Origin of the sequence: Paenibacillus physcomitrellae, assembly GCF_002240225.1 — a bacterium.
GTDB classification, from domain to species: Bacteria; Bacillota; Bacilli; order Paenibacillales; family Paenibacillaceae; genus Fontibacillus; species Fontibacillus physcomitrellae.
This window is the reverse complement of the sequence record NZ_CP022584.1, coordinates 46120-64857: the sequence shown is the minus strand read 5'-3', so window position 1 is coordinate 64857 and position 18738 is coordinate 46120. Positions and strand designations below refer to the sequence as shown.

General features: G+C 51.9%; 20 protein-coding genes. 3 read left to right on the top strand and 17 right to left on the bottom strand.

Going from position 1 to position 18738, the window contains the following annotated elements; genetic code table 11:
* Nucleotides 1-76: 76 nt before the first annotated feature.
* From rnc to CBE73_RS00270, 10 genes are all read right to left on the bottom strand, one after another.
* Nucleotides 77-778, bottom strand: coding sequence for a ribonuclease III (rnc, locus tag CBE73_RS00315; protein ID WP_094092485.1), 702 nt, complete (start codon nucleotides 776-778; stop codon nucleotides 77-79).
* A 14-nt stretch (nucleotides 779-792) separates the two neighbouring features.
* The gene (gene fabF / locus CBE73_RS00310; RefSeq protein ID WP_094092484.1) at nucleotides 793-2031 is read right to left on the bottom strand and encodes a beta-ketoacyl-ACP synthase II; all 1239 of its coding nucleotides are present in this window, start codon (nucleotides 2029-2031) and stop codon (nucleotides 793-795) included.
* 140 nt (nucleotides 2032-2171) lie between these two features.
* Nucleotides 2172-2405, bottom strand: coding sequence for an acyl carrier protein (acpP, locus tag CBE73_RS00305; RefSeq protein ID WP_068694558.1), 234 nt, complete (start codon nucleotides 2403-2405; stop codon nucleotides 2172-2174).
* 81 nt (nucleotides 2406-2486) lie between these two features.
* Nucleotides 2487-3236: a 3-oxoacyl-[acyl-carrier-protein] reductase gene (fabG, locus tag CBE73_RS00300; RefSeq protein WP_094092483.1), complete on the bottom strand. Its 750-nt coding sequence runs from the start codon at nucleotides 3234-3236 to the stop codon at nucleotides 2487-2489.
* Nucleotides 3237-3440: 204 nt separating this feature from the next.
* Entirely contained in the window at nucleotides 3441-4379 is a 939-nt protein-coding gene (gene fabD, locus CBE73_RS00295; RefSeq protein ID WP_094092482.1) for an ACP S-malonyltransferase, read from the bottom strand.
* A 250-nt stretch (nucleotides 4380-4629) separates the two neighbouring features.
* Complete coding sequence (locus CBE73_RS00290; protein ID WP_094092481.1) at nucleotides 4630-5616, bottom strand: beta-ketoacyl-ACP synthase III; 987 nt, start codon at nucleotides 5614-5616, stop codon at nucleotides 4630-4632.
* Nucleotides 5616-6611 (bottom strand): phosphate acyltransferase PlsX, encoded by a 996-nt coding sequence (gene plsX / locus CBE73_RS00285; RefSeq protein ID WP_094092480.1) that lies wholly within the window; start codon nucleotides 6609-6611, stop codon nucleotides 5616-5618. The genes CBE73_RS00290 and plsX overlap by 1 nt, the downstream gene beginning before the upstream one ends.
* On the bottom strand, nucleotides 6595-7191 hold the full coding sequence (gene fapR, locus CBE73_RS00280) for a transcription factor FapR (RefSeq protein ID WP_094092479.1): 597 nt from the start codon (nucleotides 7189-7191) through the stop codon (nucleotides 6595-6597). Before fapR ends, plsX begins: the two co-directional genes overlap by 17 nt.
* A 400-nt stretch (nucleotides 7192-7591) precedes the next feature.
* A complete protein-coding gene (gene rpmF / locus CBE73_RS00275) occupies nucleotides 7592-7765 on the bottom strand; it encodes a 50S ribosomal protein L32 (RefSeq protein WP_094092478.1) in 174 nt (57 codons plus the stop codon).
* 51 nt (nucleotides 7766-7816) lie between these two features.
* A complete protein-coding gene (locus tag CBE73_RS00270; protein WP_094092477.1) occupies nucleotides 7817-8326 on the bottom strand; it encodes a YceD family protein in 510 nt (169 codons plus the stop codon).
* Between the two features lie 219 nt (nucleotides 8327-8545).
* On the opposite strand from CBE73_RS00270, the gene CBE73_RS00265 reads away from it, so the two are divergent.
* Nucleotides 8546-9817, top strand: a complete 1272-nt coding sequence (locus CBE73_RS00265) for a nucleotidyltransferase (RefSeq protein WP_094092476.1) — start codon at nucleotides 8546-8548, stop codon at nucleotides 9815-9817.
* A 95-nt stretch (nucleotides 9818-9912) separates the two neighbouring features.
* Here the strand turns inward: CBE73_RS00265 and CBE73_RS00260 are convergent, their stop codons facing one another.
* Entirely contained in the window at nucleotides 9913-10938 is a 1026-nt protein-coding gene (locus tag CBE73_RS00260) for a SepM family pheromone-processing serine protease (RefSeq protein ID WP_094092475.1), read from the bottom strand.
* A gap of 176 nt (nucleotides 10939-11114) precedes the next feature.
* Between CBE73_RS00260 and CBE73_RS00255 the strand changes: the two genes are divergently transcribed.
* The gene (locus CBE73_RS00255; protein ID WP_229752671.1) at nucleotides 11115-12362 is read left to right on the top strand and encodes a nucleoside recognition domain-containing protein; all 1248 of its coding nucleotides are present in this window, start codon (nucleotides 11115-11117) and stop codon (nucleotides 12360-12362) included.
* A 56-nt stretch (nucleotides 12363-12418) separates the two neighbouring features.
* On the opposite strand, the gene coaD is transcribed toward CBE73_RS00255, so the two are convergent.
* Together coaD and rsmD are read right to left on the bottom strand one after the other, a co-directional pair.
* Nucleotides 12419-12961, bottom strand: a complete 543-nt coding sequence (coaD, locus tag CBE73_RS00250) for a pantetheine-phosphate adenylyltransferase (RefSeq protein ID WP_094092474.1) — start codon at nucleotides 12959-12961, stop codon at nucleotides 12419-12421.
* Nucleotides 12958-13596 carry a 16S rRNA (guanine(966)-N(2))-methyltransferase RsmD gene (gene rsmD, locus CBE73_RS00245; protein WP_094092473.1) on the bottom strand — a complete coding sequence of 213 codons (639 nt, stop codon included), beginning with the start codon at nucleotides 13594-13596 and terminating at the stop codon, nucleotides 12958-12960. The genes coaD and rsmD overlap by 4 nt, the downstream gene beginning before the upstream one ends.
* Before the next feature lie 439 nt (nucleotides 13597-14035).
* On the opposite strand from rsmD, the gene CBE73_RS00235 reads away from it, so the two are divergent.
* Nucleotides 14036-14653 carry a class I SAM-dependent DNA methyltransferase gene (locus CBE73_RS00235; RefSeq protein WP_094092472.1) on the top strand — a complete coding sequence of 206 codons (618 nt, stop codon included), beginning with the start codon at nucleotides 14036-14038 and terminating at the stop codon, nucleotides 14651-14653.
* A 16-nt stretch (nucleotides 14654-14669) separates the two neighbouring features.
* Here the strand turns inward: CBE73_RS00235 and CBE73_RS00230 are convergent, their stop codons facing one another.
* The 4 genes from CBE73_RS00230 to gpmA all read right to left on the bottom strand — a co-directional run bounded on the left by CBE73_RS00230 (nucleotide 14670) and on the right by gpmA (nucleotide 18706).
* The gene (locus CBE73_RS00230) at nucleotides 14670-15776 is read right to left on the bottom strand and encodes a stalk domain-containing protein (RefSeq protein WP_174704629.1); all 1107 of its coding nucleotides are present in this window, start codon (nucleotides 15774-15776) and stop codon (nucleotides 14670-14672) included.
* A gap of 123 nt (nucleotides 15777-15899) precedes the next feature.
* Complete coding sequence (locus CBE73_RS00225; RefSeq protein ID WP_174704628.1) at nucleotides 15900-16619, bottom strand: methyltransferase domain-containing protein; 720 nt, start codon at nucleotides 16617-16619, stop codon at nucleotides 15900-15902.
* Nucleotides 16612-17829 carry a type III polyketide synthase gene (locus CBE73_RS00220; protein WP_094092469.1) on the bottom strand — a complete coding sequence of 406 codons (1218 nt, stop codon included), beginning with the start codon at nucleotides 17827-17829 and terminating at the stop codon, nucleotides 16612-16614. Before CBE73_RS00220 ends, CBE73_RS00225 begins: the two co-directional genes overlap by 8 nt.
* Nucleotides 17830-17956: 127 nt before the next feature.
* Complete coding sequence (gpmA, locus tag CBE73_RS00215; protein WP_094092468.1) at nucleotides 17957-18706, bottom strand: 2,3-diphosphoglycerate-dependent phosphoglycerate mutase; 750 nt, start codon at nucleotides 18704-18706, stop codon at nucleotides 17957-17959.
* Nucleotides 18707-18738 lie beyond the last annotated feature (32 nt).

Sequence of the window (18738 nt, the reverse complement as noted above, 5' to 3'; positions counted from 1 at the left end):
CTTTTGGACAGTTACTCTCAATGGGGGCCAAGGGAAGCAAAAAAGCGCCCTCTCTTAAAGAGAAGGCGCCTTCCGCTTATTGTTCAATCGAGCTAAGCTCTTTCAGCGCGACTGCAGCAGCCTGCTGCTCCGCTTCCTTCTTGGAGCGTCCGGTTCCCCGGCCCAGACTCCGTCCTTCCATGAAAACCTCAGATACAAATTCCCGTTCATGAGCCGGCCCGCGTTCCTCAACAATCCGGTATTCAAGCGCCCCCAGATTATGATGCTGGGTGAGCTCCTGCAATTCCGTTTTGTAGTCCGTGATTTGCATTTTGCCGCCGCCAAGCTCCAGTTTCGGAAAAACATGCTGATTCAGAAAGGCTTTGACCTTTTCAAGTCCTTGATCAAGATAAAGGGCACCTACAAACGATTCGAACACATCCGCAAGCAGCGCGGGTCTAGTTCGTCCGCCGGTCAGCTCTTCACCTTTGCCAAGCAGCACATATTGCCCGAACTCCAGACTTTCCGCCAGCTTCACCAATGACGGTTCGCAGACAATGGCCGCCCGAAGTTTGGTTAATTCTCCTTCCGGACGATCCGGAAACAGTCGGTACAGGTATTCCGAAACGGTCAGCTCCAGCACAGCATCACCCAGAAATTCGAGCCGTTCATTATCGGCGTGCTGGTTGAACCGATGTTCATTCACATAAGACGCATGGGTGAAAGCCTGTTTCAGCAGCTGCCGGTCGTGGAACTGAATATGAAGTTTATGCTGTAATTGCTTCAGATCTCCATTCAACAGACTAAACTCCCTTACGCTTCAAATTTCTTCAGAATAATGGTGGCGTTATGGCCGCCAAAACCGAAGGAGTTCGACATAACCACTTTCAAATCAGCCTGTCTTGGTGTGTTGGGAACATAATCCAGGTCACATTCCGGATCCTGGTTGTCCAGGTTGATTGTCGGAGGAATTACGCCATGATTCAAGGCCAATCCGCAAATTACCGCCTCGACACCGCCAGCGGCGCCAAGCAAATGCCCCGTCATCGACTTCGTCGAACTTACAGCCACTTTATAGGCATGCTCGCCAAGGGCCGCTTTAACCGCTTTCGTTTCGGAACGGTCGCCTACAGGCGTCGATGTTCCGTGGGCATTGATATAATCGATCTCGCTAGGATCGATGCCGGCATCACGAATCGCCATCTTCATGCAGCGGGCCGCACCGTCCGGATCAGGCTCAGTCATATGATGAGCATCGCCGCTCAAGCCGTAGCCAATCACTTCAGCATAGATCCTCGCTCCCCGCGCTTGGGCATGCTCCAGCGATTCCAATACCAGAACCCCTGACCCTTCGCCCATGACGAAACCGTCGCGATCCACGTCAAACGGACGGCTCGCTTTCTCAGGTTCATCATTACGGGTCGACATGGCGCGCATCGAACAGAAGCCGGCAAGACCCGTTGGACGGATCGTCGCTTCCGCTCCGCCGCAGATCATCACATCTGCGTCTCCGCGCTGGATCAGCCGCATGGAATCGCCGATAGCATGGCTGCCGGTTGCGCACGCTGTAACCTGAGTAGTATTCGGTCCTTTAGCTCCGAACATGATCGACATTTGACCGGATGCCATATTGGCGATCATCATCGGAATAAAGAACGGGCTGACCCGTTTCGGGCCTTTTTCAAGCAAAATATTATGTTGATCTTCCCAGGTGCCCAGACCACCGATGCCAGAACCGATAGAAACGCCGATTCGTTCTGCATCGACATTGCTGCCGATGTCCAGACCGCTGTCTTTCATAGCCATGGAGCCGGCAGCAACCGCAAACTGAACAAAACGGTCCATTTTGCGCGCTTCCTTACGATCCATATAATTTTCCGGGTTAAAATCTTTGGCGGAAGCCGCAATACGGGTAGGATAATCGCTGACATCAAACGCTTCAATCAGGCTGACGCCCGACTTGCCTGCCATCAGATTGTCCCACAGCGTATTCAGGTCTTCTCCGAGAGCCGTTACAACTCCCATGCCTGTTACTACTACTCTATGCTTCAAACACACTCACCTCGTATAGACGTCATGTGCAATATTGTCGTCATTATTAGTTTTATTCTTGTGAACCTGTTGTGAAAAATGCGATAAAAATGAGGAGAAGTCCCGCCTACTAAAAAGGAGGTACGGGACTTTTAGATGACTTAGGTATGAGATTGTATGTAATTTACAACTTCACCTACGGTCGTAATCTTCTCTGCATCTTCATCTGAAATTTCCAGATCGAATTCGTCTTCGAGTTCCATAACCAATTCAACTACGTCGAGAGAATCAGCACCCAAATCGTCTTTGAAAGACGCTTCAAGCGTAACTTCAGCCTCGTCGGCACCCAAACGGTCCACAACGATGCGTTTTACGCGTTCAAATACATCGGACATCCGGTTCACCTCCTCCATGGTATTATACGAGAATTGAAGTTAAAATGCCATAGTCTGTGAAACTCATGTGACAAAGCGAGATTACATATACATTCCGCCGTCTACATGCAGTGTTTGTCCAGTCATATAGCTGGCATCGTCAGAGGCCAGGAACAAAACAACCTTGGCTACTTCTTCAGGTTTGCCGAGACGCGACATCGGGATCTGGCCCAAAATCTTGGTCCGGACCTCTTCCGGAAGTTCATCGGTCATATCCGTTCCGATAAAACCCGGAGATACGCAGTTCACGGTAATGCCTCGGGAAGCCAGCTCCTGAGCCGCCGTTTTGGTAAGGCCGATAACTCCGGCTTTCGCGGCGACGTAGTTCGCTTGTCCCGGATTGCCGGTAGAGCCGACAACCGAAGAAATGTTGATAATTCGACCGGAGCGCTGCTTCATCATCGGACGGGTTACGGCTTTAACACCATTAAACACGCCTTTCAGATTCGTTTCGATCACCTGGTCGAAATCTTCTTCCTTCATTCTCATGATGAGATTGTCACGGGTAATCCCTGCGTTGTTGACCAAAATGTCAATGCTTCCAAACGCTTCGAGCGTACGGCTGACCATTTCTTCAAACTGCTTGCTGTCTCCGACATGGCCTTGAACCGCAAACGCCTTGACTCCCATCGCCTCAATTTCGCTGACTACGCCGGCAGCTGCAGCTTCATTTCCCGCATAATTGATCACCACATTCGCACCTGCTCCGGCAAGCGCCAAAGCAATGCTGCGTCCGATACCGCGGGAAGCGCCGGTGACAAGCGCCGCCTTGCCTTCAAGAGACTTCGTCATGAAATAGGGTCTCCTTTCGTGAACTTAAATATTATCGCCTAATCGCCGCGTTATGTACAGGACATTCGGCGGCCTGCTCCTTCGGCCTTAATCGGCCAAGGTGCTGCTGCAGCCTGGAACGCCCGCCGCAAAGGCAAAACCCCGGCTGGCGGGCTGCTGTTTCAAGCTTACGCAGGCCAATAAATGAATCGGCTCAAGGATACATTAACCTTTGAGCAGCTCAGCCGCCTGATGTACGCTTTCCAGACTGTTAACGTTCACGTTACGAACCGATTTATCAATCTTCTTGATCAAGCCGCTCAAAACGCTGCCAGGGCCGATTTCAACAAACGTATCTACCCCTTGACCGATCAAATAACGAACACTGTCTTCCCACAAAACCGGAGAGTAGACCTGTTCTACCAGCAGCGAAGCAATCTCCTGTCCTTCAGCCAGCGGAGCAGCTGTTACGTTAAATACAACCGGCAGCCGGGCTTCATGCAAATGAATCGCAGAGAGCTTGTCCGCCAGCTTCGCCGAAGCTTCTTTCATCAGCGAGGAATGGAACGGACCGCTTACTTCCAGCGGGATAGCCCGCTTAGCGCCGATTTCCTTTACACGTTCAACAACAGAACCAACGCCTGCAGCGCTGCCGGAAACTACGATCTGTCCCGGGCAGTTCACGTTCGCCAGTTCTACCAGCTCGCCTTTGGAGCTGATGTCAGCGCAGAGTCCGGCAAGCGCCTCACGTTCCGCACCAAGCACCGCCGCCATGGCGCCTTGACCGCTTGGAACCGCCTGTTCCATATATTCGCCTCTTGCCCGAACCAGAGCTACCGCGTCTTCGAAGGAGAACACACCAGCAGCCGTTAGGGCTGTATATTCACCAAGACTGTGTCCGGCTGCATAATCGGCTTTCACACCTGCCGCCAATAAAGCTTGCAGCAGCACATAGCTGGTTGTCAAGAGCGCAGGCTGTGTATTGGCTGTCTTTTTCAAATCCCGCTCAGGTCCTTCAAAGATCAGACTGGACAGCTGAAATCCCAGTACAGCATCAGCTTTCTCAAAGAATTCTCTGGAAGATTGGGAAGCCTCATACATATCTTTGCCCATTCCAACCGTTTGGGAACCCTGTCCCGGAAAAACAAATGCAATTTTCCCCATTTCATTCACTCCTTAAAATGTCCCCACAAAGAGGGGGCCTTGCTCTAAAACATGCTAGAGCCTGCTTAGGCCTTGTAGGTACTTTGCGGGGACCACGGAAACTTATACTTATTTTTGATATCTTAAAATTTAAGATTCGATAAATGCCATTCGATTTCCTGTTTTGCAAAAATTCCGCAAACCGCTCAAAATCAGTGATAGTTCAACTGAATGAGGAAAGGATGATTAAAAATCATCCCTTCAGAAGGGTCTACCAGACGAGCGTTGCCGCTCCCCAAGTCAAACCGCCGCCGAAACCGACCAGAAGCACCTTGTCGCCTTCCTTGATCCGGCCCGATTCAGCTGCCTCTACCAAAGCCAGCGGGATTGAAGCCGCCGAAGTATTGGCGTATTTATCCACGTTAATCACACATTTCTCTTCAGGCAGGTTTAGACGCTGCATAGCGGATTGAATGATCCGGATATTCGCTTGATGAGGAACAAACAAATCAATGTCTTCCTTGCTGAAGCCCGCCTTGCGGAGCACCTCGTCGGTAGCCGTTCCCATCACCCGAACCGCAAATTTGAACACTTCCCGGCCGTTCATATAAATGAAATGTTTGCCGTTCTGAACCGTGTCTGCCGAAGCAGGAAGTCTGGAACCGCCGGCCTCCAGATTCAGCAAAGGTCCGCCGGAGCCTTCTGCGCCCAAATCAAAGGATTTAAATCCGCGTCCCTCAGGAACAGGAGCCAGCACCACCGCGCCCGCTCCATCTCCAAACAGCACGCAGGTGTTGCGATCCGTATAATCCGTGATCCGGGACAAAGTGTCCGCCCCGATCACCAGCGCATTGCCGTACATGCCGCTGCCGATGAAATTGACGGCTGTTGCAAGGCTGTAGACAAAACCGGAGCAGGCCGCAGACAGGTCGAAAGCTGCCGCTTTCTTGGCACCCAGCTTTTCCTGCAGGATACAGGCTGTTGAAGGAAAAGACATATCCGGCGTAATTGTAGCCACGATGATCAAATCAAGCTCTTCAGCAGTCAAACCTGCTTTATCTAAAGCGCGGACAGCGGCTTCATAAGCCAGATCCGACGTCGCTTGTTCAGGAGCAGCGATATGCCGTTCACGAATCCCGGTGCGGGATACAATCCATTCGTCGTTTGTTTCCACCATCTTTTCCAAGTCGGCATTCGTCAATACCTTCTCAGGCACGTACATCCCAGTTCCGATAATCCCTACCGGCCTTAAATTCATCACTGTACCACTCTCCCGGTTATTTCCTTTGTAATACTTTCGATCAGCTGGCTTTGCAAAGCTGTGCGCGCCTGGCGCACTGCGTTCTTGATTGCACTGGCATCAGACGAGCCGTGTCCTTTAATAACCAGTCCGCTTAAACCAAGCAGCGGAGCTCCTCCATGTTCCTTATAATCCATTTTGTCCTTCAATCTGCGAAGCGATGGCATCATCACCGCCGCAGCCAGCTTGCTCTTCAAATTCTTGCTGAATTCCTCTTTGAGCACCGAAAACAAAGCGCCTGCGGTCCCTTCCAGAGCTTTGAGCAAAATATTCCCCGCAAATCCGTCGCAGACCAGCACATCACAGGCTCCGCTCAGCACATCTCTGGATTCGACATTGCCCACAAAATGAATCGGGAGTTCCTTAAGCAGCGGGTAAGCCGCCTTCGTTAACTCGTTTCCTTTCATCTCTTCCGTGCCGACATTCAGCAGTCCCACCCGCGGTGACGGCATGCCGTGAACTTTCTGGCGGTAAATGCTGCCCATCAGCGCGTACTGAACAAGATGTTCGGGTTTGGCATCCATATTTGCCCCTAGATCAAGGGCTAGTACACCTTTGTCGTCCATAGTCGGCAGCATCGGGGCTAGTCCCGGACGTTCAATGCCTTCCATGCGTCCGACCACAAGCAGACCGGTGGTCATAAGAGCCCCGGTATTTCCTGCGGAGATCATCGCTTCAGCAGCACCCTCCCGCACCATACGGCCGGCAACCACCATGGAGGCATCTTTCTTCCGTCGAACAGCCTTGACCGGCTCGTCATCACCTTCGATCACTTCACCGGCATGATGAATAATCAGATTTGAAGGACACTCCTTTATCAGGGGTTCAAGCACCGCTTGATCGCCCACGAGTATAATTTCAACGTCCTTCCATTGATTGGCCGCGGCAAGCGCCCCTTCCACCGTGCTTGCAGGAGCAAAGTCTCCTCCCATTGCATCAATGGCTATCCGCATGCAAGGCCCCCCTTTCATTACGTTCGCTTGTCGCTGAACGGTAAATGATAAAGTTCCCATGGAACACCATTTCTTCACCTACATAAGTAAAAACCTCAACCTTGGCTTTAGCCTTGTTCTCCTGGCCTGAGCGCACATAAGCTTTGGCTATGCATTTCTCACCCAAATGAACCGAACGGACAAACCGGATATCGGCGGAGGAAGTCAGCGCAATTTCATCATTGATAACAGCGACAGCCAGGGAATTGGCCTGGGCAAACACGTGATGCCCCCGGGCAATGCCTGTCCGTGAAAACACATGCTCCTCACGAATCTCAAAGATCGAGATTCCGCTCTTATCCAGCTGCAGGTCGACCACCTCACCGATGACCTCGTCCAGCGACAACGAACGCACCGTATCGTAAGAGCGCTCCGCCATCAGCTTCAATCGCTCCCTCAGTTCCGGAATCCCCAGCTCCAGCCGGTCCAAACGGATCGTCTGGATGCTGACCTTAAGCTGACGGGTCAATTCCTGATCGGTTACAAACGGATTTTCCTCTATAATCAAAGCAAGCTTCTGCTGCCGAGCCTTCTTTGGCAAACGTTCTATAGGTGCCGCCCCCTTCTTAGCAAAAAGGCGTTAAGCGCCTTTGCTCCGGCATGCTGTAAGCCTTATATTTTTTATTTATCTTCACGATCCGTATGCCTGGTTAGAACCAGGTACTAAACCCAGTATAAAACATCCTCCGGTAAAAAGAAAGGGAACACCCGGCCCATTCCGGTTATCCCTTCATGGTCTCTCGCGTTCCTTACCGCTTCCACTATGTATTTCCCCTATACAAATAGGCAATTAGGCAAATATGCGTAAGCAAAAATAAAAATAGCACCTCACCGTCAGGTGAAGTGCTATTCTCATTATCCCGCTTATGGTAAACCCGGTCTTCACCGAATTCAACCTCGGACGGGCTCGATTCTGATTTCACCAAGCTTTAGCGGTTAAACTAAGCTTTGATGACTTCTCTCGATTTGTATGTTCCGCAAACTTTGCATACGTGGTGAGCAAGTTTCAATTCTCCACATTGTTCGCATTTTACCATACCCGGTACAGCCAATTTGAAATGCGTGCGGCGTTTGTCGCGGCGCGTTTTGGACGTTCTCCGTTGAGGTACTGCCATGATTCCCACCTCCTTATTTAAGTCAACCCTATAGGCGTGTTTCAACAATTATCATTTAAAGAAATCTTTGAGTGCCGCAAGGCGCGGATCAACGGCAGTTGTATCGCAGCCGCAGTCGTGCTCGTTGAGATTAGTCCCGCATGCCGGGCAAAGTCCCTTGCAATCGTCCTGGCAGACAACCGCAAACGGAAGATTCAGCATCAAACTTTCCTCCAAGTAAGGGACGAGATCCACACTCTCGTCTTCAACATAGATGGCATTGTCATCCATGTCTTCTTCCTGCTCAGGTTCCTGTCCATGTATAAACCGTTCCTTAAAGTCAATATCAATGGCACGGTCGACCGGCGTCAGACATCTTGAGCAGGCTACATGCAGCTCTGTCTTCAGCGTTCCTGTTACTTCCACCATGTCCTCTCCGGCAGCGTACAGCTGCAGGTCGGAAACCAGCGGCGAAATCGAGGAAACGTCTTTACGCCCCTTGATCAAATCCGATACATCCAAAGACTCGTGAAACTTTGTCGGCCCTTCGGCGGATGCTACTTTGCGAAATTGAAAGTGCATGTTCATCACTCCAAACAAACAAAAATAATTATACCGATCATATCAAAGTTTTGTCAAGGAATTCTCTTGATATGTTCTCAAGCTAGCATGCCGCAAACCTGTCTATTCTAGACGTGTTTTAAACCGCCGTTTAATCATGTTATAGTACAAATACTTCATCAGGGCAAGACAAACTGCAGGCAATAATCCTTTAGCCTTATAAAAAAGGAGATTACAACTGTGAAAACCGTTGGTCTAATCGTTGAATATAATCCGCTGCATAACGGGCATGTCCACCACTTCAGCGAAGCCAAACGGATCACCGGAGCCGAAGCTTCGGTGGCCGTGATGAGCGGCTGCTTCCTGCAGCGGGGAGAACCGGCCGCCGTGGACAAATGGACACGGGCGGAAATGGCGCTCCGCATGGGCGTAGACCTGGTGCTGGAGCTGCCTGTGGCTTATGCGGTTCAGCCCGCCGAGTGGTTCGCGTACGGGGCCGTCAAGCTGCTTGACGCCACCGGCCTCGTCACCGACCTGTGCTTCGGCACCGAGGCGGGCGATTTGGCGCAGCTCCTGCCGCTGGCGGAGCTGCTGCACGGCGAGAGCGGCGAGCTGAAAGCCGCTCTCGCCGAAGAGCTGGCCGGCGGGGCCAGCTACCCCGCCGCTTTCGCGGCTGCGGCCGCACGGCTGGCCGCACGCGAGTTTGGCGCGCCGGGAGCGGCGACGCGGGAAGGCCGCGCACCGCTTCGCCTGGCGCGCGAAATCCTCATGCAGCCCAACAACAGTTTGGGGCTGCATTACCTGATCGCGCTGCGCCGGCTTGGCAGCGCGATCAGACCGTCGTCGATCCCGCGCCAGGGCGCCGGGTATCACGACGAACAGCCCGTCGAAGGCGCGATCGCTAGCGCGACCGCTGTCCGCCGGCTGCTTGCCGGCCCCGGCGGACTAGACGCCGCCCGGCCTTACATCCCCGCCTGGACCGCGGATTTGCTCGCCCGCGAGTTCGCGGCCGGACGCGGTCCTGTCACCTGGGAGCGTTTCCGCGCTCCCTTGTTCCGCCAGCTCCTGCTACAAAGCCCGCAGGAGCTCTCCCGTCACCACGAGGTGACGGAGGGCCTCGAATACAGGCTGCACCGAAGCCTGCAGGGCCTGAGCGCCGTCTCCGTGGAAGCGCTGCTGGACGCGGTCAAGACGCGCCGTTACACGCGTACGAAGCTGCAGCGCATGCTGGTCCATCTATTGCTTGGGCATACCAAAGAGGCCCTGGCTCCGTCAGCACTGAGCCAGGGTCCCGAATATATAAGGGTTCTTGGCTTCAGCCCGGTCGGCAGACAGCTGCTGGCCCAAATGAAACAAACGGCCTCCCTGCCTGTCCTCACTCGAACGCCCGGACAACCATATCCCGGTTTGCAGCTCGACATTCGGGCTTCCTCCCTGTACGAAAGCGTCCTGTCCGAAACAGGAGCCGCCGATTGGTTCAGAGATTATAAACAGCCGCCGCTCAGGAGCTGAGTTTTATAGAAGCTCCTAGGCGGCGGCTTGTTTATTGTACCGACTTCGGCTCCGCTCCAATCAGAAGCGGATAGTCCAGACTATCCTAAACCTCTTTATTCGCCAACCGCTTTCATCTGGTCAAGATAGTTTAACGCATCGTCCAGCGTCTTAACCGGTACAAGCCTCATCGAGGTGCCGATGCTTTTCGCTTTTTTCTCCGCATCGGCATAATTGCCTTCCGGCACAAAGAACACCTCCGCTTTCTCACGATTCGCCGCCACAATTTTGAACTGGACGCCGCCGATCTCCCCGACATTGCCGTTCGCATCAATCGTGCCGGTGCCGGAAATCCGATGTCCCTTGCTCAGGTCACCAGGCGTAAGCTGATTGTAAATCTCAAGCGTAAACATCAAACCGGCCGAAGGACCGCCGATATCCGTTTTAGCGAAATTCACCTTTTTCCCCTCATCCGCACTGACGATGTCAATTCTTTGAGCGATGGAAATACCGAGGCCGGGACGTACTGTCCCATTAGCATCTTTAAGCTCAACCAGTTCAACGTCCTGATCGATTTCTTTCCCGTTCCTCATCAGCTTCACGTCCACATGGTCGCCAGGTTTCTTGGCCGCTAACAGATCCGACAGCTCTTCAGAGGTCTTTATCTTTTTCCCGTCAACGCTGGAAAGGATGTCATTCGCCTGGAAATCCCCTTTGGACGTTACGCCATCTACATGGCCGAGTATGGAAATATATTGAGGTTCATTCGTGTATTTGACTCCGGCTTTCTTATATGCCGCTTCAATGGCGCTGGACTGCGACCCGGTCATATAGGAAACCTGCAGTGCGCTATATTCGGCTTCGTTCCTTTTTGGCTTAGGATCGACCTCGGCATTTTTATCGAGTTTGGCTGCCAAATAATAAACCACATTAGCATACCTCGATGATACGGTCGTCAGCATAAAGGTTCCCTTCTCCTCTTTATCCCCGTCAGCAATCGAAACCATCGGCCCTACCTGTTCAGCCGTCCCCGGCTGATAAATGATGTAAGGCAGCGGCATAAATACAAGCACATATACGAACAAGATAAAAACAACCCCGGCCAGTGCGGGGCGAAGCACCTTCCAGCCTTTTCTCTTCATGCCGCTTCTCACTCCTCCTGTTGTCAGCTTGGTCTGTTCATCGGACAAACCGCATACCTTAATTTAGAACCAGTAATTTAGGACCAGCCGCTAAAAAGACTGTCTTGCGACCCTTTAAACTCTTATACCGTTATATATTTTGGATGACTATCCTTTATTCAAGAGGTGCTGAACCCATGAACAACACCCCCGAAACAACCCCAAACAGTAAAGGCTCCTTGTGGACAACTTTCTGGCTTGGGTTATGTGCCGTCATCCTGGTGGTTTGCGTCATTTATGATCCGGGAAAAGCTTTTGATGCCACCTTGCAGGGACTAACGGTCTGGTGGCATATTGTGTTCCCCGCCCTGCTCCCGTTCCTTGTGCTGTCCGAAATGATGATTGCCTACGGGCTGGTGCACGGACTGGGAACCTTGTTTGATCCCTTGACGCGAAAGCTGTTCCGGTTCCCGGGCGAAAGCGGCTTTCTGCTGCCCCTAGGTCTCATAGCCGGTTTCCCTGTGGCGGCTGAATCAGCCGCCCGGCTGTACGGGCAGCAGAAGCTGACCGCAGGCCAAGCCGCAAGACTTTCAGCTGCCGTTCATTTCTGTAATCCGATGCTGATCGTCGTCGTTATCGGTACAGGATTTATGCACACTCCCGCGCTGGGACTGCTTCTGGCGGCCATCCATATTGTCGCAGGACTTGCTGCCGGTATAACCATCGGATGGCTGCGCCGTCCACAAGATTCGGATTCTCCGGCGCCAGCAAGCAAGGTCAAACCCGCCAAATCCGCAGCCGGCTCCAAAGACTCGTTAATTCGCCAGGTGATCCGCAGTACCGTAATGGCACGGCGGATCGACGGCCGCAGCTTTGGCAGACTGCTCGGGGATACCGTAACCGTTTCGGTGCAGACCCTGCTCAGCGTCGGCGGTTACATGCTGATCTTTGCCTTGGTCATTCAAGTCATCTCCAGAGTGCTGCCCAAAGGCTTCCCCGATTATATCGTCCCTGCGCTGCTGGAAGTGCATCTCGGCAGCTTCCGGCTGGCCGAATCGGGTTTCTCTTCTCCAGCCCTCCAAGCCGCTCTATTAGGCGCAGGTCTCGGCTGGGGAGGACTATGCAGCTACTTCCAGGTAAGAGCTGTACTCAAACCGGCAGGGATTCACAGCAAAGGTTTCTTGCTCACCAGACTGCTGCACGGCGCATATGCCTACCTGTTTACCCTGCTGATCTGGAATCCTGTTACCGCGCTGTTTCCGCATACAGTTCCAGCCTACCGGGATAACCTTGCAGACTTCACTGCCCAAACTGGCACCTTTCTTCCGCAGGGGCAGCAATTTTGGGGGATCATCAGCTGGCAGACGGTCTTGTTCGCTCTGATACTTGGAGGATTGACCGTGTTCGCCTTCCTCTGGAGACGGAAAATGCGGCATCAGGTTTAATCAGTTCAATTTAATTAAGCTTAATCCAATTGGAGTCGGAGACTTGTCGGCAGCAATCAAGCCTTTGTATCAGACGCTCTCTCAGCCATTTTGACCTTTAATGCCGCTTCTACCTCTGGAGGAACCAAAGTGGATACGTCCCCCTGGAACATCGCAATTTCTTTCACAACACTGGAGCTCAGGTAGGAATATTTCGGGTTGGTCATCATAAAAATCGTCTCTACCTCGCTGTTCAGCTTCTGGTTCGTAGAGGCCATCTGCAGTTCGTATTCGAAGTCTGTTACGGAGCGGATGCCTCTGACGATGACGTCAGCTTGTTTGTTGCGCATGTAGTTCACCAGCAGATCGCGGAAGCTGTCTACCTCGACATTGGGAAGGTGGCGGGTGCACTCCCTTAGCAGGTCCTTACGCTCTTCAACCGTAAATAGCGGCTTTTTGCTCAAATTATTCAGCACCGCCACGATCAAAACGTCAAACTGGCGCGCTGCCCGCTGGATAATATCGATATGCCCCATCGTTACCGGATCAAAGCTGCCGGGATAAACGGCTACTCTAAGGGGTCTGGCTGTACCGGATAGATTTACTGCTTCGCTGTTCATAAAATCTCCTCTCCACTACTCGTCTCTTCCTGACCAGAAGTTCCGTTTGTTGTTTGGACTTCTGCTTCAGCCTCTGCTTGGCCGGGCTCCCGCCGGTAGATCGAGACCGCTGTCTCGCCGTAAACGGCTTTCCTCGTCAAATGAAACCCGCCTATCACTTCCGGATACTCGTAGGAAGATTCATATTCGAGCATGACCACCGCGTCCTCGGATACCAATTCCAGTTCCTCCAGCTTAAGCATGAGCTCGGCGCCGTGTTTCAACCGATAAGGCGGATCGAGAAAAACGAGATCAAAACACATCTCCCTCTTGGCCAGGGCCTTTAAAGCCCGTTCGGCGTCATTTTTATAAACTTCAGCTTGCCCGGTTAAACCAGTCTGCTTCAAGTTCGCTTTAATCGTCTCAAGCGCTTTATAATCCATGTCGATAAACACGCCTTTATCCATGCCGCGGCTGAGCGCCTCAATGCCAAGCCCGCCGGTTCCGGCGAACAAATCCAGCACGTTCCCTCCGTCAAAATAAGGACCAATGATGCTAAAAATAGCCTCCTTCACCTTATCGGTCGTAGGCCTCGTCCCCATGCCGGGAACGGCTTTTAGCGCCCTTCCGCGGGCGCTTCCCGAAATTACACGCACATTTCTTCTCTCCTTGTCTATCCACACATGCCATGCCGTGTCCTCAATTTATGTCGTTATCGTACCACAACAACGGCCGCTTGAAAAATAGCTGGGACATGCCGCAGGCTTTTTTTGGGCGCCAATGTATATTCCGGCATTTGCCGGACATAATGAAGATATCGACATCACCAAATGTCGTAGACAACCGCGGAGAAGACTTACGTTTCCCCATAAGATCTTCATCCGGTTTCTCCTCTCCCATGATGGGTGTCCTGAGAATGGGCACCCGGACAAAAGCCCTTGTATCAAGGTTTTATACGAGGGTTTTTGTCCTTTTTTTGTTTGTTTTTGCCCTTTATTTCTTCCAGTTTAACTATAATCATTTTCTCCCCGTCATTCCGTTCACAACCATGCTATATTTCATAGAGAAGCAAAAGACAAGGCGAGGTGCTGTTCGATGGATCAACAAGGTTTTAATCAATGGGCCCCTGCATACGAGCAAACGATAGACCGAACACAAGGATATCCTTTTGAAGGTTATGAAGAAGTGCTGAGATATTGCAGAAATCAACGCCCTGCGGGCAGTGTATTATCGATCTTGGATATCGGCATCGGCACCGGGCGGTTAAGTCAGGAATTATATGAGCAGGGCCATGAAATTACAGGCTTGGATTTTTCCGAGGAAATGCTCCGTATTGCGGCAGACCGTATGCCCGAAGGGCGACTCTATAAAGCTGATTTTGCGGAAGGGATTCCCGGGGCGATTATGGAGCTTAAATTCTCCTGCATCCTGTCCACTTACGCTTTCCATCATGTCGACGACGATCGGAAAATTCAGCTGCTCAGACTATTCGCTGGACGTCTTCGGAAGGACGGGGTGATCGCGATCGGCGATATCGGATTCCAGACCTCCCAGGACCGCGAGCACTGCAGATTGGAAGCCGGCGATAACTGGGATGAAGAAGAATGGTATATTGCCGCTGATGAATTTCTGCCGAAATTGGACAAGGCCGGATTTAAAGCCGGCTACCGGCAGGTTTCAGGATGTGCCGGCGTGCTGACCCTCTCGCTGTAAAGGGACCCGAATCCGGTCACGACTCAAATGCCTGATAAGGAATCACAAATTCCGGCATCCCTAAGGCATACGGTGTGTGCTCATATTCCATAAAGTAGATGACGATACCGCTAGGATTCAGAAAATAAGCACGGTCTTCTTCGATGCTTTCGAAAGGCGTCTGCAGCAACAAATCCTGGTTCTGAATCTGTTGTTTGATTTCGCTATTGATGATGGAAACGTAATTCTCCTTATGATGTGCCGCTTCTTTTAATGAAAGCACTTCTCCTGTACTTAGATCAAAGGTATACGGCTTACGATCTGTGCTGCCGTGAGCCCCACCTAAATCCAGATAATAATCCACGTAAAGACTAAGCAGCCCTCGTTCGTTATAAGTTACTGTAAACCGGCCTTCAAGGCTGGGTGGACGTATATTTGCATTCGGATACTGGGCCATAATTTCTTGATTGCTCTTCACCACGCTGTCCATCAGCTTGGAGGAAGCGGCTATTTGCTCTTCCACCTGCTGATTAAGGTAAACATTGATTTGCTGTTGTACTCCCGAGTCCATGTAGCCTTCGATAACCGGATAAGAAACGCTCCACGATTTCCCGCTGCCTTCCCCCGTAATTTCTCTGGACTGAATCCGGAGGTTATTTTCTTCAACCGGCTGGATTTCGATTATGCTGGAAGAAGAATCATAGTTTACTGCAAAACCCGTTTGCTCCAGCACAAACCGCAGCGGCAAATAGGTCACCTGGTTTTGGATTAGATTTTCCGGTCCATACACCGGCTGGCCGTTAACCAGAATAGCACCGGTGCTCAAATGAATTTCCAGTACTTTCCCTTCTCCACTGACTTTGACCGTTTTGCTTTTGTTATCGAATTCAACAGCCAGACCAAGGCTTGTACTTAAATCGCGCAATGCGATATAAGTAGAATCGTGGAGAAAAATTGTGCCGATGTTTATTGGGGTTCCTTTAATATTCATGGCCTGTTTAACTACTTTGTACGCCGGTGCCGATACAGATGCGGCTGCTGCGGCATCCTTGAAAGGCAGAATAACTGCAGAACACGCCATGATCGAAGCGGCAAGAAAGAAAGCGGCTTTTCTGGGGGCCGAACGGTTCTCGGTCAATTTCAAAACTCCCTTTCGAATGGAATAGATAGATAAAATCCTTCTGCATACTTTAACAGGATGCATCTCTTTCCATATTAAAGGAACTTTACAAAAAAAAACACAGGACCCCAACTGCCGAGGCCCTGTTCATTGCGGCTTATGCTGTTTATTAATGACTGCCACATACCGGAATAAAGGCCGCCAAGAGAACTGCAGATGCTCAAGTCCCGGCGTTCTCTGCAGTTTCCTCCAGTCTCCTGCCCGAAAACCCTTGGCTACGGACAGGGGGGCGTCGGTTTTTACGAAACGGTTGGCCGAAATGAGCCTGACCATCAGCCAAACCGCCGTCCACGGCATCCAGTGCCGATGCAAATCATTGATCACTACGCCAATCCGCGAAGCTTTGAGCATATGGCCGACTACATTCGGAAGTTCGTCCCCGGGAAAATGGTGAACAAACTGGGTGCCGGTGACGATGTCTGCCGAAGACGGCCGCAGGTCGAACAAATCACTGCGCTGGACGCAGACCCGGGGTTCCCCCAGATAAAACAGCCGCGCCTCCGCGCAGGCCTCCTCCGTAATGTCCGACAGCGTGATCGAAACCTCCAGTTCTTCCTCATCTGCCCAGCGCAAAAGCGCCTTGTTCACATCCCCGGAGCCTGCACCAATATCCAAAACGGTAAGGCGGCGGGGAGCACCAGCCTCCCGCCATAGTTTTTTTACGCCATACAGCGTAGGACCTGCAGCCCCGAATATCCGGTTCAGCTGCCGGATCTGTCCCAAGGCTTCGCGTAGCTCCGGACCTCCGTCCGAGAAGTCGTCCATGACTTCAAGCTCTACGGCCCGCCGCCTAAAGCTTTTAGACATGGGCTCCATCTACCTTTAACAGGGTCTCCGTATCCGAATGGTCCGTACCGGGAAAGGCCTTGCCCTCCGGGGAACTTGTTTTCTCCGGGTGTAGTGAATGTTGCGGAACATACTGAATCTGGATCATCTCACAGGTAAGACCTGGTCCAAACGCCAACGCGACGCCGGAAGCGGCCTTTGCGCCGGTCTCCACCAGCCTGTCCCGCATATGGGCGAGTACAAATAGAATGGTGGCAGATGACATGTTGCCAAAGTTTCTAAGAATAGCCCGGCTTGAAGCGGTCTGTTCCCCGCTCAGTCCATACAACTGTTCGATCGTATCAACAATCCCCTTCCCGCCCGGATGGATCGCCCATAATTCAGCGTCCCGACTGCCGCCCAGCAGAACCTCCATTTGCTCCGGAACAAAGCGGCTCAGCAGCTTCGGAATATCGGGCGACAAATACAAATCAAATCCATGATCACCAACCTCCCAGATCATTTCATCAGCCGAATCGGCGAGCAGCACGGAATGATCCAGTCCCAGTTGATATATCGCATTTTCTCCCGTTTTGGGCATCCCTATCACGCAAGCTGAAGATCCGTCTCCAAAAAAGGACGCTCCAAACAGCGCTTCCCTCCGGCTTGAAGGCTGAATATGCAGCGTGCACAATTCAACGCTAACAACCAGAATCTTAGCTTGCGCTTCGCGGGCGGCAATTTGACTCCCCAAGCAAACGCCCTTCAGTCCTGCCGCACAGCCAAGGAAGTTAAACGGAATCCGGTTTACGGTGCGTGGTAATCCAAGCTCACGGATTAAGTGGGTATCCAGTCCCGGGAGATACTGTCCGGTGCAGCTGACGGTAATAAGGTGCGTAATGGCGGAAGCATCCACCCGGGCATCCTGAAGTGCCTGACGAGCCGATTTCAGCGCAAGCGGAACCGATTCTTTTTTATAAGTGTCCATGCGTTCAGCCGTTCCAGGCACAGTTAAATCGGAGGAGTTTGGAAAATACCGGCACTCGTCCGCTGGGTTGAGCAGCTCTGGTTCAACTGTATAACGGGTCTCAACCCCGCATTGTTTAAAAATTCGTTTGGCCCAGCGCCTCGAATCCGGATACCCGGCTAAAGCTTGTCCCAACCGTTCCGACGTATCGGCCTGATCCAGCTTATGCTCCGGGACAGCTGTCCCCAAGCCTTGAATTGCGATGTTCCTATGAATAAACTTCATTTCCCTTGCTCATCTCCTCATTCCATTCTTGGAGATCAACCTGCATGTCCCCTTCCTCCATTTGTATTCGATTTTTCGGCCAATATGCTCCCGAGTATAAGAATTGAAGCCACACCAGATATAGCACTTACTCCATGATTTTTCCGGGATCGGCCACTTTCTCGATTTTCTGTTCGGTACGTTCTTCACTGCCCAGATAATATTTATCTACTGGCTTCAAGTCGTCGTCCAGCTTGTAAACAAGCGGCGTTCCGGTTGGAATGTTCAAATCCAGAATCTCCTGATTGCCGATGTTCTCCAGATATTTGATCAGGGCGCGCAGACTGTTGCCGTGTGCGGCAATGATGACTTTTTTGCCGGCCTTGATCTGCGGAGCGATCTCCCGGTTCCAGTAGTCTTCCACCCGGACCACCGTTTCCTTCAGGCTTTCCGTAAGCGGGATATATTTATCCTCCACGTCCTTGTAGCGGATATCGTTCCGCGGGTAACGCTCGTCGTCTTTCGTCAGCGATGGCGGGAGCACGTCATAACTTCGACGCCATAACATCACCTGCTCGTCGCCGTATTTTTTTGCCGTATCCAGTTTGCTCAGTCCCTGCAGTGCCCCGTAGTGACGTTCGTTAAGCTTCCAGGTCTTATGGACCGGGATCCACAGCAGATCCATCTCTTCCAGCGCAAAAAACAACGTTTTGATGGCCCGTTTCAAATAAGACGTGTGGGCCACATCAAAGGTCAGCCCTTCCCGCTGCATCAATTTGCCCGCTTCATGCGCTTCATGAATTCCTTTCTCCGAAAGATCCACATCCGTCCAGCCTGTAAACAAGTTCCCCTGGTTATACACGCTTTCACCATGTCTTAACAAAACCAAAGTATACATGGGTTACTGTGCAACTCCTTTCCTATCACGCC

Bases quoted from the DNA above. Each gene is read 5' to 3' on its own strand.
- acpP (WP_068694558.1), bottom strand. From the start codon at position 2,405: ATGTCCGATGTATTTGAACGCGTAAAACGCATCGTTGTGGACCGTTTG.
- fabG (WP_094092483.1), bottom strand. From the start codon at position 3,236: ATGACGAAGTCTCTTGAAGGCAAGGCGGCGCTTGTCACCGGCGCTTCC.
- fabD (WP_094092482.1), bottom strand. From the start codon at position 4,379: ATGGGGAAAATTGCATTTGTTTTTCCGGGACAGGGTTCCCAAACGGTT.
- CBE73_RS00290 (WP_094092481.1), bottom strand. From the start codon at position 5,616: ATGAATTTAAGGCCGGTAGGGATTATCGGAACTGGGATGTACGTGCCT.
- plsX (WP_094092480.1), bottom strand. From the start codon at position 6,611: ATGCGGATAGCCATTGATGCAATGGGAGGAGACTTTGCTCCTGCAAGC.
- rpmF (WP_094092478.1), bottom strand. From the start codon at position 7,765: ATGGCAGTACCTCAACGGAGAACGTCCAAAACGCGCCGCGACAAACGC.
- CBE73_RS00270 (WP_094092477.1), bottom strand. From the start codon at position 8,326: ATGCACTTTCAATTTCGCAAAGTAGCATCCGCCGAAGGGCCGACAAAG.
- CBE73_RS00260 (WP_094092475.1), bottom strand. From the start codon at position 10,938: ATGAAGAGAAAAGGCTGGAAGGTGCTTCGCCCCGCACTGGCCGGGGTT.
- CBE73_RS00255 (WP_229752671.1), top strand. From the start codon at position 11,115: ATGAACAACACCCCCGAAACAACCCCAAACAGTAAAGGCTCCTTGTGG.
- coaD (WP_094092474.1), bottom strand. From the start codon at position 12,961: ATGAACAGCGAAGCAGTAAATCTATCCGGTACAGCCAGACCCCTTAGA.
- CBE73_RS00235 (WP_094092472.1), top strand. From the start codon at position 14,036: ATGGATCAACAAGGTTTTAATCAATGGGCCCCTGCATACGAGCAAACG.
- CBE73_RS00225 (WP_174704628.1), bottom strand. From the start codon at position 16,619: ATGTCTAAAAGCTTTAGGCGGCGGGCCGTAGAGCTTGAAGTCATGGAC.
- CBE73_RS00220 (WP_094092469.1), bottom strand. From the start codon at position 17,829: ATGAAGTTTATTCATAGGAACATCGCAATTCAAGGCTTGGGGACAGCT.
- gpmA (WP_094092468.1), bottom strand. From the start codon at position 18,706: ATGTATACTTTGGTTTTGTTAAGACATGGTGAAAGCGTGTATAACCAG.